Origin of the sequence: Gemella cuniculi DSM 15828 (assembly GCF_000425665.1) — a bacterium.
Lineage (GTDB): Bacteria > Bacillota > Bacilli > Staphylococcales > Gemellaceae > Gemella > Gemella cuniculi.
The window spans coordinates 32,959-47,286 of the sequence record NZ_AUDW01000025.1 but is presented as its reverse complement, the minus strand read 5'-3'; the positions used below and the strand labels follow the sequence as shown (position 1 = coordinate 47,286).

13 protein-coding genes and 1 other annotated feature are annotated in these 14,328 nt (G+C 28.7%); all 13 genes read left to right on the top strand.

Annotation, left to right across the window (positions count from 1 at the left end; all coding sequences use genetic code 11):
- Positions 1–252, top strand: a 252-nt coding sequence (locus H612_RS09050) for a Cna B-type domain-containing protein (protein ID WP_035500281.1), incomplete at its 5' end; no start/stop codon positions are given.
- 301 nt (positions 253–553) lie between these two features.
- A complete protein-coding gene (locus H612_RS0103620; RefSeq protein ID WP_027130222.1) occupies positions 554–1,375 on the top strand; it encodes an energy-coupling factor transporter ATPase in 822 nt (273 codons plus the stop codon).
- Positions 1,360–2,250, top strand: a complete 891-nt coding sequence (locus H612_RS0103615; RefSeq protein WP_027130221.1) for an energy-coupling factor transporter ATPase — start codon at positions 1,360–1,362, stop codon at positions 2,248–2,250. The genes H612_RS0103620 and H612_RS0103615 overlap by 16 nt, the downstream gene beginning before the upstream one ends.
- 19 nt (positions 2,251–2,269) lie before the next feature.
- Complete coding sequence (locus H612_RS0103610) at positions 2,270–3,031, top strand: energy-coupling factor transporter transmembrane component T family protein (protein WP_245570444.1); 762 nt, start codon at positions 2,270–2,272, stop codon at positions 3,029–3,031.
- An 80-nt stretch (positions 3,032–3,111) separates the two neighbouring features.
- The gene (locus H612_RS0103605; RefSeq protein ID WP_027130219.1) at positions 3,112–4,143 is read left to right on the top strand and encodes an L-threonylcarbamoyladenylate synthase; all 1,032 of its coding nucleotides are present in this window, start codon (positions 3,112–3,114) and stop codon (positions 4,141–4,143) included.
- 17 nt (positions 4,144–4,160) lie between these two features.
- Positions 4,161–5,123: a glycosyltransferase family 2 protein gene (locus H612_RS0103600; protein ID WP_027130218.1), complete on the top strand. Its 963-nt coding sequence runs from the start codon at positions 4,161–4,163 to the stop codon at positions 5,121–5,123.
- A gap of 3 nt (positions 5,124–5,126) precedes the next feature.
- Positions 5,127–6,698 carry a glycosyltransferase family protein gene (locus H612_RS0103595; protein ID WP_027130217.1) on the top strand — a complete coding sequence of 524 codons (1,572 nt, stop codon included), beginning with the start codon at positions 5,127–5,129 and terminating at the stop codon, positions 6,696–6,698.
- Positions 6,679–7,878, top strand: coding sequence for a leucine-rich repeat domain-containing protein (locus H612_RS0103590; RefSeq protein ID WP_027130216.1), 1,200 nt, complete (start codon positions 6,679–6,681; stop codon positions 7,876–7,878). Before H612_RS0103595 ends, H612_RS0103590 begins: the two co-directional genes overlap by 20 nt.
- A gap of 602 nt (positions 7,879–8,480) precedes the next feature.
- Complete coding sequence (gene thrS, locus H612_RS0103580; protein WP_027130215.1) at positions 8,481–10,424, top strand: threonine--tRNA ligase; 1,944 nt, start codon at positions 8,481–8,483, stop codon at positions 10,422–10,424.
- A 51-nt stretch (positions 10,425–10,475) separates the two neighbouring features.
- Complete coding sequence (locus tag H612_RS0103575) at positions 10,476–11,060, top strand: peptidylprolyl isomerase (RefSeq protein ID WP_027130214.1); 585 nt, start codon at positions 10,476–10,478, stop codon at positions 11,058–11,060.
- Positions 11,061–11,287: 227 nt separating this feature from the next.
- The gene (locus H612_RS0103570) at positions 11,288–12,568 is read left to right on the top strand and encodes a solute carrier family 23 protein (protein WP_027130213.1); all 1,281 of its coding nucleotides are present in this window, start codon (positions 11,288–11,290) and stop codon (positions 12,566–12,568) included.
- 278 nt (positions 12,569–12,846) lie between these two features.
- Complete coding sequence (locus H612_RS0103565) at positions 12,847–13,740, top strand: YidC/Oxa1 family membrane protein insertase (protein WP_027130212.1); 894 nt, start codon at positions 12,847–12,849, stop codon at positions 13,738–13,740.
- Positions 13,741–13,928: 188 nt separating this feature from the next.
- Positions 13,929–14,000 (top strand) — a sequence feature (ribosomal protein L21 leader region).
- A 19-nt stretch (positions 14,001–14,019) separates the two neighbouring features.
- Positions 14,020–14,328, top strand: a complete 309-nt coding sequence (gene rplU, locus H612_RS0103560) for a 50S ribosomal protein L21 (protein ID WP_027130211.1) — start codon at positions 14,020–14,022, stop codon at positions 14,326–14,328.

Sequence of the window (14,328 nt, the reverse complement as noted above, 5' to 3'; positions counted from 1 at the left end):
TGGAAATATAGCTTTGATAATTTAGATAAATACAAAGATGGAAAAGAAATCAAGTATACAATAGACGAAGAAAGAGTAGTTGGTTATCAAACAATAGTTAAAGGTTATAATTTAACAAATAGATTATTACCACCGCCACCAACTCCAAGATTACCAAGAACAGGATTAACAGATAGTGGACTTGGAGGAGTAGGAGCAATAATTTCTGTATTAGCTCTATTTGTAATAGGTAGAAAAAAATATCTAAATTAATTATTAAATTTAGAATAATAAAATAAAAATGAAAATCCTAGGCGACATGTGTTGCTTAGGATTTTTAAATTTTATATAAAGTTAATTCATATGAAATTATATAATTCTTGTTAAACAGTCATTATGTTTATCGGATGTAGAATAGATTTTTAAAATGATAATTAGGAATTATTTATATTCGTCAAAATTAATAATTTGTTTAAGTAGTGTGCAAATAAGTTATTTTTATCTTTTTTTGGTTTGAGAAATATGTAGATATTTGGTATAATTAATTGATACTTTAAATGATAAGGATAAAAAAATGATAAAATTTGAAAATGTATTTTTTAAATATTCAAATTCAAATGAAAATGTACTTGAAGATATTAATTTAGAAATAAAAAAAGGAACATGGGTTAGCATACTTGGGAAAAATGGTAGTGGAAAATCTACTTTGATGAAACTACTTTATGGGCAGAACTTGGCTACTGATGGCGAAATTTTTTTGGAGAATAGAATATACTCTAAAGAGATTTATAGTAATATTCGTAATAAAGTAGCTGTAGTATTTCAAAATCCTGATAATCAATTTGTAGGTGCGACTGTTGAAGAAGATATTGCTTTTGGGCTAGAAAATAAAAATATTTCACCAGATAAAATGGATGAAATAATTGATGAGGTTTTATCTATAGTTGATATGCCAGAGTATAGAAAATATGAACCTTCAGCACTTTCAGGTGGACAAAAACAAAGAGTTGCTATCGCTGCTTCTTTAGCTTTAAAACCGGAAATACTAATATTAGATGAGGCAACAAGTATGCTTGATCCAAATGCAAAAAAAAATATTCTTGAATATATAAAAAAAATTAATAAAACTCAAAATATAACCATTATTTCGATAACGCATGATGGGGAAGAGAGTGTGTATTCTGATAGTATAGTTGTTTTGGAAAAAGGTAAAATAGCTTATCAAGGTAGCTATGAAGAATTGTACACTAATTTTGGAATTCTTGAGGAATATTTTTTGGAAATACCTTTTTTAGAAAAGATTAAAAGAGATTTAAATAAACATTTGAAAAAAGAAGTGTTTCTAATAAATGAGAATGAGGAGGATGTAGTGGATAAATTATGCGAATTAGTTTAAAAAATGTGAAATATATTTACAACGATAAAACTCCTTATAAAAGAGAAGTATTAAAAGATATTGATTTAGAAATAGAAAGTGGAAGTTATACAGTTATTGTAGGAGAAACTGGTAGTGGGAAATCTACATTAATAGAGCATATAAATGGCTTACTCGTTCCTAGTAGTGGGGAAGTGAGTGTTGGAACGACTCTAATTACCCTTCCTAAAAATAAAAAAGAGAGAAAAAAACTCGCAAAAGTTTTAAAGGAGCTTAGAGAAGATGTAGCTGTTCTTTTTCAATTTTCTGAACAACAACTTTTTGAAACGAGTGTCTTAAAAGATATTATTTTTGCACCACTGAATTATGGTATAGCAGAAGATGTAGCAGTAAAAAAAGCAAAAGATTTAATTAAGTTGGTTGGATTAGATGAAAGTTATTTAGAAAAATCTCCATTTGAACTTTCAGGTGGAGAGATGAGGAAAGTTGCCTTATGTGGAGTTTTAGCGTTGGAACCAAAAGTTTTAATTCTTGATGAGCCAACAGTTGCTCTTGATTATAAGAGTCGAACTGAAATAATGAATTTGGTAAAGGATTTACAGACTAAATTTAATATGACAATAGTTTTAGTAACACATAATATGGATTATGTGTTAGAGTATGGTCAAAAGGTAATTGTTCTAAACAAAGGGCAAATAGTTTTTGAGGGTGAAGTAGAAGAATTATTTTTAAATGATAAAATCCTTGCTGAAAATTCTTTGAGACGACCAGAAGTAATTGAGTTTTATAAAAGATTGCTAGAAAAAAATATTGACATAGGCATATTTCCTAGGAAATACGATCAACTTATAGAACAGTTGAAAATAAAATTAAAAGGAAAAGAAAATAATGAATAATTCTTTTATAAGTAAATATATGCCATTAAACACAGTTATTCATAATTTAGATCCTAGATTGAAATTGTTTTTTGTTATTTGTTATTTGATAGATGTTTTTATTTCGAATAATATAGCAGAATTTTTAATACTATCAGTTGTGTTGTTATTGGCAACTATTTTTTCTAAAACTAATATTAGTTTTTTATTAAATAGCATTAAGTCAATAAGTTTTTTAATTTTATTTACTTCATTAGTTCATTTGGTATTTAACAGATCAGGAAAGGTGATTTTTGAGTTTTATGGTTTTGTTTTATATAGCGGAGCGTTGCAGGGTATTTTGTTGATTACTGTAAGGTTTTGCTTGGTAGTAATGATAATGGTTGTTTTTATGGCAACTACCTCACCTAATGAAATAACTCACGCTATTGAAAAAAGTCTAGGATTTCTAAAAAAAGTAGGAATACCTATTTCAACTTTTGCATTGGTTTTATCAATTTCATTAAGATTTATTCCGACAATTTTGGAAGAAACTAATAGAATTATTAATGCACAAATATCACGTGGTTCAGACTTTAATGAGGGAAACCTTATTCAAAAAACTAGAAAATTTATTCCAATATTGATACCATTATTTATTGCAACTTTAAAAAGAGCAGATGAGCTTGCAACAGCAATGGAAGTTAGAGGTTTTTCGACAACAAATAGTAGAACTCGTTATAAAGTACTTAAATATAAAAAATTGGATTATTTAAGCTATGTATTAATTATAACAATTACAATGTTTATAGTTATATTTTAAATAATTGACTGTATCTGAGTGATTAGTAAATACTGTGAAATTAAATAATACTTTTTATGATATAAATCTAAGGAGATTTTATGGAAACTGAAATAATAAATATTTCTAAAAGTAATTACAAAGAAGAAATTTATAATAAGTTAAAAATGTATTATAAGAATAATAAACTAGTGGCTATTCCTACAGAGACTGTATATGGTCTTAGTGCAGATGCTGAGAGTGATGAGGCTGTAGAAAAAATATACATAGCTAAAGGAAGACCGAGTGATAATCCATTAATAGTACATTTTTACAAAATGGAGCAACTTGATGATATCGTTGATTGTAGTGATAAAAGAGTAGAAAAACTTATAGAAAATTTTTGGCCGGGACCAATGACTTTGATCTTAAATTTGAAAAATAATAATAAAATTTCAAAAAAGGTAACGGCTGGCTTAAATACACTGGCAATTAGGATGCCTTCTAATAAAACAGCAAGAGAAATTTTAAGAAAAACAAAAGTTTTACTTGCGGCACCAAGTGCTAATACAAGTGGAAAACCATCACCAACAAAGTTTGAGCATGTTTATCATGATTTGAATAGGAAAATTGATGTGATAATAGAAGATAAACCATCAGATATAGGATTAGAAAGCACAGTAATTGATTGTACTAGGAAGCCACTAGTAATAGCAAGACCAGGTGAAATAACTAAAGAGGATATAGAAAATGTTTTAGGAATAGGTAGTGTAAAATATAATGATGAAGTAATAGGTGAAACGAAAGTTCCGATAGCACCAGGAATGAAATATCGTCATTATTCGCCGGAAGCCGAATTGATTTTGTACAATGATAGTTTTGAAAATTTAGTAGATTTATTAAATAAAAAAAATAAAAAAACGGGTTTTATAACTTATAAGAATAAAGAACTATTTGTTGAAAATCTAAATGTTTCTGTGAAATATTTAGCGGATAATGAGAAAGATATTGAACAATCTAATAAAAATTTATATAATATTCTAAGAGAATTTGATAATGAAAAAGTAGAAGAAATATATATATTACCTATAGAAAAAACAAAAGAAACTGTTGCGTTATTAAATAGACTTAATAAAGCGATAAGTAAAAATTAAAAGCTAGGAGATTTGTAATGAAAAAGTTATATGTGGTTATACCTTGTTACAATGAAGAAGAGGTATTAAATGAAACTGCAAAGAGATTAGAAGTAAAAATGAATGATATGATCAAAGAAAATTTAATCTCTGATGAAAGTCGTGTTGTTCTTGTAAATGATGGTTCTAAAGATAAAACTTGGAAAATGATTGAAGAACTTCACGAAAAAAATTCATTGTTTAGTGGGATTAATTTAAGTAGAAATCGTGGACATCAAAATGCATTGTTAGCGGGACTTATGACTGTAAAAGATCATTGTGATGTAAGTATATCTATGGATGCTGATCTTCAAGATGATATTAATGCCATGGATGAAATGATGAAAAAGTATCTTGCAGGATGTGATATAGTTTATGGCGTTCGTTCAGCACGAACTACTGATACATTTTTCAAAAGATTTACAGCAGAAGCGTTTTATAGAATTATGGAAAAATTAGGAGCTAATACAGTATTTAATCATGCAGATTATCGTTTGATGAGTAAACGTGCTTTAGAAGGTCTAGCAGAATTTAAGGAAGTTAATTTATTCTTGAGAGGAATTGTACCAATGATTGGATATCCAACTGACATTGTGACGTATGAAAGAGCAGAACGTTTTGCCGGTGAGAGTAAGTACCCATTGTCAAAAATGTTAGCTTTTGCATTTGAAGGAATTACATCATTATCAGTAAAATTAATTCGATTTATTACGATAAGTGGTATATTAATGTTGTTTATAGCAGTTATTGTATTTTTCTACACTATGTATAGTTATTTTGCTGGATCTGCAAGACCTGGTTGGTCTAGTATGATGATTTCTATGTGGTTCATTGGAGGAATGATAATGATTTCTCTAGGAATTGTTGGTGAATACGTAGGGAAAATTTATTTAGAAACAAAAGAACGTCCAAGATTTATAATTGAAAAATTCTTAAATGAAGAAAAAAACGAGAAGGAATAATCGATGAATAAGGAAATATTAACAACAAAACTAACTAATTTTTTAGTAAAAGTAGTCGCAATTATATTTTTCATATTAATGGGCTTAAATACTCTATTAGTATTAACAAAAACGGCAATATTTCCAAAAGATTATCAAGAAACTCTATATTATAAAAATGATAATACTATACTAAATATTATTTTCTTAATAATATTTAGTATAGTTGTCTTAATATTAACGAAGTATTTAAAAAAAATTATAAGTGTAAAAAGATTAGTTCTAGTTATTATGATATATGCATTTATAATTAGCATATTGTTTGCTATTTTACGTCGTGATTATGTGCAATTTGATCCATTTAATGTTATTGATCAAGCTAATAATTTTATAAGAGAAAATTATAGTGGTCTTGATAAAGGAAATAATTATTTGTATATTTATTCTCATCAAATAACAACAGTCTTTGTTTTTCAGGTAATATTATCTTTATTTGGGAGAGCAACTTTTATACTTTATATTATGCAAAGTTTTTCCATAAGTTTTATAATATTTATGTTGTACAAGATTTCTAACATTTTGTTTAATGATGAAGATACTAATTATCTTGTGGTAATTTTAAGTGCGATATGTTTTCCACTTATTTTTTATGTAGCATTTGTTTATGGGATTTTGCCTGGGATGTTTTTAACTCTTTTGGCGTATTATTATTTTATAAAGTATACACAAAAAAAGAAATGGTATATGTTAGTAGTTAGTTTATTTACGATAAACTTAGCAATGCTATTTATAGGAAATAACTTAATTCACATGTTAGCAATTTTTGCAATAGCTGTAATATATTTTTTAAAGAATAAAGATGTAAAAATAATAGCGTTTATATTTAGTTGTTTATTTTTAATGAGTGCTTCGAAGAGTATTATTAGTAATTATTATGAAGTAAAATCACAAAAAGAAATATCTCCAGGTGTTAATAAAATAACTTGGATTGCAATGGGAATGCAAGAAGGTGATAGAGAAGCTGGTTGGTGGAATAGATTTAATTACGATATTATGCCAGAAGAGGATTATAATGGTGACCGCATCAAAGAAATTTCTATAAATTCTATAAAACAAAGATTAAATGTTTTTAGAGATAATCCTAAATATATGGTTGATTTTTATAAAAGAAAGTATGAAAATCAATTTATTGAACCAACATTTCAAAGTTTATTAGTAACAGCTCCACAAAGAAATTTCGACAATGAAACAAAATTAGAAAAAGTTAAAGATTTTTTTGTAAAACAAATTTACTTTAATGAAACTCATAGCGTTGTTAATTTTGTAATGAAAGTATTTCAAATTTTTGTTTATGTATTTAGTTTTGTGTTTGCAGTTATAATGTATAGAAGAAAAAAAGAATTGCTTACACTTATACCTACAGCATTTATTGGAGGTACTATATTTCATATGATATGGGAAGCTAAGAGTAGGTATGTATTCCCATATTTTGTATTTTTAATACCATTAGCTGCATATGGCTTAGTGATTGTTAGAAATAAAATTAAAAGTTATAAAAAAGAAAAAGAGGAACAAAATGAAAAAAGTACTATTTAGCATACTCGCTATAGCAACTTTAGGTTTGACATCTTCAACACCAATGATTTTGGCAAATGATGTCTATGTACCATTTGGTGAAAAAAATTTTTCTGATGTGGAGAGTGGAGAAAAAATAAATTTTGAAGATTTAAATTTAAAAGAAGCCTTGCTAGAGTATTATAAATTTCATATTGATAAAAACTATAAGGGAAAAGATATTACTGTAGGAATGATGAAGCAATTTACGAGTTTATCACTACCATGGATGAATATTTTTTCTTTACGTGGTTTAGAGCATGCAACGAATTTAAAAACATTAAATCTTTCGAATAATTTTATAGAAGATTTAACTCCTTTAGAAGATTTAACAAATTTGGAAGATCTAAATTTAACAAACAATAAAATAAAAGATACGCATAGCTTATCAAAATTAAAAATGTTAAGACAACTATCGCTTAGAAAAAATCTAATGAATAATTTAGATTTTTTGAATGATTTAAATGTTCAATCGTTGGATATTTCTATGAATAGTGTGTTAAAAGATTATATCCCAAACAATTTGAGATTAGATAATATGAGGAGTTTAAATATTTCAGGAATAGGCTTAGATAATATTTCATTTTTAAGAAATGCTAGTAGATTAGAAAGTCTCATTGCTGAAGAAAATACAATTAAAGATATAACTCCACTTGAAAATTTAACAACACTTAGAACTTTATATTTAGATAGAAATAATATTAGTAATATAGAAGCACTCAAAAAATTGGAAAATCTTGAGGAGTTACTTTTATACAAAAACAATGTGGAAAATTTAGAACCACTTGCTGGGAAAAAATATTTACATAGACTAATGCTTAATGATAATTTAGGACTGGAAGATATTTCACCACTAAAGGATCTTCCAAGTCTTGCTAGTCTAGATATTTCAAATACAAAAGTGAAGGATATAACAGCATTAAATAATTTAAAATATATTTATTATGTTGCAGCTAAAAATACGGCTATTAAAAATTCAGACCTTGATAATTTTGAAAAAATTAATACAAATCTTAAGAAATCAAATAATATCGATAAAAAATTAGAAGTAATAAAAACGGAAGCAGCGAAGTATTTCAGCGTGAAAAATTATATTTTTATGTTGCTGATTATTCTACTGACATTTACAGGGATAAGGAGCTATTGGAGAAGAAATAAGTAAGGAAACAAAGAAGTGGAGCTATTTGTTTTGAAAATTAAAAGACTTTTGAAATAGTTACAGTTACTCTTCGTTTTTTTCGAGAAAAGAATATAAGTGAACTAGTAATATAGTGTTAGAGTTTTAAATTAATAAAATAATAGAACATAGAAGAAGGTATAAAAGAAAAATCACAAAAAAATGAAGATAATTTTAAAATGTATTAAAAGTGTATATCTTTAAATTTTCCCCTTGCAATAAATTCTTCTTTGTGCTAGAATTACATTAATGAATAGAATTATATACTTAGGATACGATGTATAGTTAGCTTATTTTCAGAGAGGGTATGGATGCTGCAAATACCTATAAGTATTATATTATTACTACCTATATAAAGAGTATAAGATTTGCGAGCTTTAATCGCTTATGAGGAAGTTATAATGCTTCGAACTTGGGTGGTACCACGAAAAGAAATTAGTTCGTCCCTTCTTTGCTACGGCAGAGAAGGGCTTTTTTATTTTTTGAAAGTAAAAAATAACATGGTGTATGGTGCATTTAATTGATTTTCGCAAAGTAAGACTATTTCGAACCAGGTATGTAAAGATTTTATAAAAGGAGATCCTATTATGGTTAAGTTAATTTTTCCAGATGGAAATGAAAGAGAATACGATAATAAAACACCGTTAGAAATAGCGGAGAGTATAAGTGTTAGTTTAAAGAAAAAAGTTATTTCTGCAAAATTGGATGAAGATTATATTGAAGTAAATAAACCGATAACAAAAGATGGGCATCTTAAACTTATTGTCGCAGATGATGAAGACAAAGATAGTTTATATGTACTTCGTCATACATCAGCGCATGTACTTGCTCAAGCATTGAGAAGATTGTATGGAAAAGATGTACATTTTGGTGTTGGACCGGCGATTGATGGAGGATTTTACTATGATTTTGATGCGGAATATAAAGTAAGTGAAGAAGATTTTAAAAATATTGAAAAAGAAGTTAAAAAAATTATTAGTGAAAATCATGCTGTTGAAAGCCGTGAAGTAAGTCGAGCAGAAGCATTAGAAATTTTTAAAGAAGATCCATATAAAGTAGAATTAATAAATGATCTTCCGGAAAATGAAGTAATTACAATTTATACACAAGGAGATTTTACTGATCTTTGCCGTGGTGGACATGTAAGTTCTACTTCAAAAATCAAAGAGTTTAAATTATTATCTGTTGCTGGTGCGTATTGGCGTGGAAATAGTGATAATAAGATGTTACAACGTATTTATGGTACAGCTTATTTCACAAAAAATCATATGGAACAACATTTAATAAGATTGCAAGAAGCACGTGAACGTGATCACAGAAAACTAGGAAAAGAATTAGGAATTTTTACGACAAGTCAAAAAGTAGGTGCTGGATTGCCATTATGGCTGCCGAATGGAGCAACAATCCGTCGTACGATAGAAAGATATATTGTTGATAAAGAAGTAGAATTAGGTTATGATCATGTGTACACACCGATTATGGGATCTAAAGAACTTTATATAACTAGTGGTCATTGGGAACATTATCAAGAAGATATGTTTCCGCCTATGGAAATGGATCATGAAACGATGGTACTTCGTCCTATGAACTGTCCTCATCATATGATGGTATATAAAAATGAAAGACATTCATATCGTGAGTTACCTATTCGTATAGCAGAGCTAGGAATGATGCATAGATATGAAGCAAGTGGAGCAGTAAGTGGACTTCAACGTGTTCGTGGTATGACTTTAAATGATGCACACATTTTTGTTCGTCCTGATCAACTTAAAGATGAATTTAAACTTACAGTAGGTCTTATCGAAGAAGCATATAAAGATTTAGGTATTAAAAATTTCAGTTATAGATTATCATATAGAGATCCAGAAAATACTGAAAAATACTTCGATGATGATGCAATGTGGAACAATGCACAGCAGATGTTAAAAGAAACTGCTGATGAATTAGGACTTGATTATGTAGAAGCGGAAGGTGAAGCTGCATTTTACGGTCCAAAACTTGATGTTCAAGTAGAAACAGCGATTGGAAAACAAGAAACATTATCTACAATTCAACTTGATTTCTTATTACCTGAGAGATTCGAATTGGAATATATTGCAGAAGACGGGAAAGCACATCGCCCAGTAGTAATCCACAGAGGTATAGTATCAACAATGGAAAGAATGGTTGCCTTTTTATTAGAAGAATATAAAGGAGATTTACCAACGTGGTTAGCGCCAAATCAAGTAAGAATAATTCCAGTGAATAATGATTACCATTATGATTATTCAAAAGAAATAATGCTAGAACTTAAAAAATCTGGAGTAAAAGTTTCTATAGATGATAGAAATGAAAAACTTGGTTATAAAATTCGAGAAGCAGCTAGCAAAAAAATTCCATACACTTTAGTAATTGGAGATAAAGAAGTTGATAATAGAGGAGTAAATGTGAGAACATTTGGTTCACAAAATCAAAAAGAAAAAACGTTTATGGAGTTTAAAGAAAATATTTTGAAAGAAATCGCAGAAAGATTAATAGAAAAAAATGCATAAAATAGGTAGTTAGATTTTTCTAAACTATTACTTAATTAAAGGAGATAACAAATGTTACCACAACTAACAAAAGAAATTAAAGATGGAGAAATAAAAGTAGTTATTAAAACAACATTAGGGGATATGACTTTTAAACTTTTTGAAAAAGATATTCCAAAAACAGTAGAAAATTTTATTACACATGCTAAAAATGGATATTACAATGGAATAATTTTTCACCGTGTAATAAAAGACTTTATGATTCAAGGTGGTGATCCGACTGGAACTGGAATGGGTGGAGAATCTATCTGGGGTGAAAGTTTTGAAGATGAATTTTCTATGGATTATTTCCACTTTTATGGGGCATTAAGTATGGCAAATGCTGGTCCAAGTACGAATGGTAGTCAATTCTTTATCGTTCAGAATAATCATTTGGATAGTAGAACATTGTCAGCATTAGAAGCTGGTGGTTGGCCAGAAGGAGCTATAAAAGGATACGCTGAATTAGGGGGAACTCCGCACCTTGATCACAGACATACAGTATTTGGTCAGTTATTAGAAGGTGTAGAAACACTAGAGAAAATTGCAGCAGTGGAAACAGGAGCACAAGATAAACCTAAAGAAGACGTATCTATTGTAGAAATAATAGTAGGATAAAAATAATAAAGTAGGGATTGGAATAAAAACAGATTTAAGGTTTTTGTTTTTTAAAACGATCTCTACTTTGTTTTTAGTTTTTTATTAAATTTGAACAAAAATTTTTAATTTGGATTTTTGTATTGAACTAATTTTTAATAAAAAATTTAAAAAATAAAAAATTTTTCTTTAAATGTCTTGACATATATGATATAATGAAAAAAATTTGTGTGAAAAGGAGAAAAAGGATGGCACAATCAACAAGAGTTAAACCAATTTTAGATGTTCATGAGAAACCAAATTTGGCATTATGGATAACGCTTAGTTTGCAACATTTATTTGCAATGTTTGGAGCGACTGTGTTAGTTCCAATTTTAACTGGACTTCCAGCTAGTACAGCACTTACAACATCAGGTATTGGAACATTAACGTATTTATTTATTACGCGAGGGAAGATTCCAGCATATTTGGGATCATCATTTGCATTTATTAATCCTATAATTGTATTATCAACTACTCATAATGTGCAAACCGCGATGTTGGGTGCATTTTTGGCGAGTTTAGTATACGGGATAGTTGCACTGTTTATTTATAAATTTGGAGTAGGGTGGTTATTAAAACTTTTGCCACCAGTTGTAGTTGGACCAATAATAATTGTTATTGGTTTAGGTATAGCTCCAACCGCTGTTAATATGGCAATGTACAAAACTGTAGATGGAACTAAAGTTTATGATTTAAAATATTTTTTAGTTGCATTGATAACATTAGCAGCAACAATAGTATGTTGTGTTGCATTAAGAGGTTTTGCAAAACAAATTCCAGTTTTATTAGGTATAGTTTTTGGATATATCGTTGCTTGTATTGTGGGACTAGTTGATTTTCAACCAGTATTAGATGCACCATGGTTCAGTTTACCGCAATTTACAGTACCGTTTGTTACTTATACACCACAGTGGAATGTAGCAGCTTTGGCTATGGTACCAATTGCAATTGTGACTATAAATGAACATATTGGTCATCAGATGGTTTTATCAGAAGTTGTTGGTAAGAATTTTCTAAAAGATCCAGGGCTTCATCGTTCAATTTTAGCAGATGGAACGGCAATGATGTTTGCATCTTTACTAGGAGGTCCACCAAGTACAACATATGGAGAAAACATAGGTGTTCTTGCAATAACTAGAATTTTTTCTGTTTTTGTTTTAGGGGGAGCTGCAGTTTTTGCACTTGTATTGAGTTTTATCGGGAAATTTTCGGCACTTATTTCAACTATTCCATCTCCAGTAATGGGAGGAGTATCAATTCTATTATTTGGAATAATTGCTTCAAGTGGTTTAAGAATGTTAGTTGACGAAAAAGTAGATTTAAGCATTAATAGAAATTTAGTAATTTCATCAGTAATTATAGTTCTTGGAGTAGGTGGAGCAATGTTAAAATTTGAAAGTATTAATTTTGAATTACCAGCTATGGCGCTTGCTGCAATTAGTGGAGTTTTATTAAATGCCTTTTTACCAAAAGAGAATAAAGATTAACTGTTCAATTTTTATAATTAAAGAAAAATGATTTTTAGTTAGAATAAATTGTTTTTTAAAGCAAACTTTTCAAAATTAAATTTAGAAGGAAAGAGAATCTTTTTGCGATTTTAAATTAAAAAAGAACAATTTTAAGTGGTAGCTTACAATAGTGTTTGACTACCACTTTTATATCTGATATAATTTACTAGGTAAATTAATATTATTTATTAATAAGGTGGCAAGTTGCTAATCTTATTTTAATTTTCTGTTTAAAAAATAATTATACATTAAGGAGAATGAAATTGAAAAAATTATCTGCACTTTTATTAGGTTTTGCAGGTATGTTCGTATTATCTGGTTGTTCACCTCAAGATAGAAGTGGAACATTTTACGAAACTTTTGTAAAACCTATGGATATTGCTTTAAGCAAACTTCATGAATATGTTGGCAGCTGGGGTTGGTCAATCGTTATTATTACATTAATAATGCGTCTTGTGATTTTACCATTTATGCTTAATAATTATAAAAAACAAAATGAAGCACGACGTGGTCAGGAATTAGCACGACCAGAACTTGAAGTTGTGCAAGCTAAGCAAAAAGCTGCTCGTGAAAAAGAAGCACGTGCTATTTCTAATGAAGAGAAAATGCAAGCACGTAGTGAACTTATGGAACTACAAAGAGAACAAATGGCTATTATGAAAAAATATGGAGCAAATCCTTTAAGTTTAGGCGGATGTCTGCCTTTATTATTACAGATGCCATTCTTAACTGGGTTGTTCTACACATTATCTAATCCATTATATTCTGCAGGAATTACAGAATCAACTTTCTTAGGAGTATTTAATCTTGGAACTAGATCATATACGCTTCCTATAATTGCATTTGTAGTTTATGCTATTCAAACTAGACTTACTATGAAATTAATGCCACAGGTAACTCAACCTGGACAAGAACAAATGCAAGGTCAGATGCAAATGATGCAATGGTTAAGCCCAATAATGATTACTATGTTCTCATTCTGGGTAGCAGGAGCAGTAGCTGTTTATTATATTGTTGGGGGATTATTCTTGATATTCCAAACATATTTAGGACATGCATTGTATCCACCATATAAACCAGAAAAAGTGAAAAAACAAACTTTTGATCCTAATAAAGTAACATTAGTATCAAATAAGAAAAAACGTAAATAATAGAAAAAGAATCTTAGAACTTAAAATCTAAGGTTCTTTATTTAACTGTAATCTAAACTAAAGAAAAAATTTTAGGACAACATATTTTAAAGGGTATACCTAAAAAAGAATTTTAATGAAAAATAAATGTTTTTATTGACGAGAAAGTATATATATGTTAGAATTGTAATGTTGAGTAGCTCCTAGAATAGCTACTACAACCGCACGTATGGGGTAACTAAGAGAGTAATCCACCTTATATGGCGAGTCTTAGTAAAAAATATTTAAGGAGGTGCAGATATGTACGCAGTAATAGAAACAGGTGGGAAACAACTACGTGTTGAAGAAGGACAAACAATTTTGGTTGAAAAATTATCAGCTGAAGTTGATTCAACAGTAACTTTTGATAAAGTATTATTAGTTGGTGGTGAGACTTCAAAAATTGGTGCTCCTTTAGTAGAAGGTGCTACAGTTACAGCAAAAGTAGTTGCTCAAGGTAAAGGTAAAAAAATTACAGTATTCAAATACAAACCTAAAAAAAATAATCACCGTAAATTAGGTCATCGTCAACCTTTCACTAAGTTAGTAGTTGAAAAAATTAACGCTTAA

Bases quoted from the DNA above. Each gene is read 5' to 3' on its own strand.
- H612_RS0103620 (WP_027130222.1), top strand. From the start codon at position 554: ATGATAAAATTTGAAAATGTATTTTTTAAATATTCAAATTCAAATGAA.
- H612_RS0103615 (WP_027130221.1), top strand. From the start codon at position 1,360: ATGCGAATTAGTTTAAAAAATGTGAAATATATTTACAACGATAAAACT.
- H612_RS0103610 (WP_245570444.1), top strand. From the start codon at position 2,270: ATGCCATTAAACACAGTTATTCATAATTTAGATCCTAGATTGAAATTG.
- H612_RS0103605 (WP_027130219.1), top strand. From the start codon at position 3,112: ATGGAAACTGAAATAATAAATATTTCTAAAAGTAATTACAAAGAAGAA.
- H612_RS0103600 (WP_027130218.1), top strand. From the start codon at position 4,161: ATGAAAAAGTTATATGTGGTTATACCTTGTTACAATGAAGAAGAGGTA.
- H612_RS0103595 (WP_027130217.1), top strand. From the start codon at position 5,127: ATGAATAAGGAAATATTAACAACAAAACTAACTAATTTTTTAGTAAAA.
- H612_RS0103590 (WP_027130216.1), top strand. From the start codon at position 6,679: ATGAAAAAAGTACTATTTAGCATACTCGCTATAGCAACTTTAGGTTTG.
- thrS (WP_027130215.1), top strand. From the start codon at position 8,481: ATGGTTAAGTTAATTTTTCCAGATGGAAATGAAAGAGAATACGATAAT.
- H612_RS0103575 (WP_027130214.1), top strand. From the start codon at position 10,476: ATGTTACCACAACTAACAAAAGAAATTAAAGATGGAGAAATAAAAGTA.
- H612_RS0103570 (WP_027130213.1), top strand. From the start codon at position 11,288: ATGGCACAATCAACAAGAGTTAAACCAATTTTAGATGTTCATGAGAAA.
- H612_RS0103565 (WP_027130212.1), top strand. From the start codon at position 12,847: ATGAAATTGAAAAAATTATCTGCACTTTTATTAGGTTTTGCAGGTATG.
- rplU (WP_027130211.1), top strand. From the start codon at position 14,020: ATGTACGCAGTAATAGAAACAGGTGGGAAACAACTACGTGTTGAAGAA.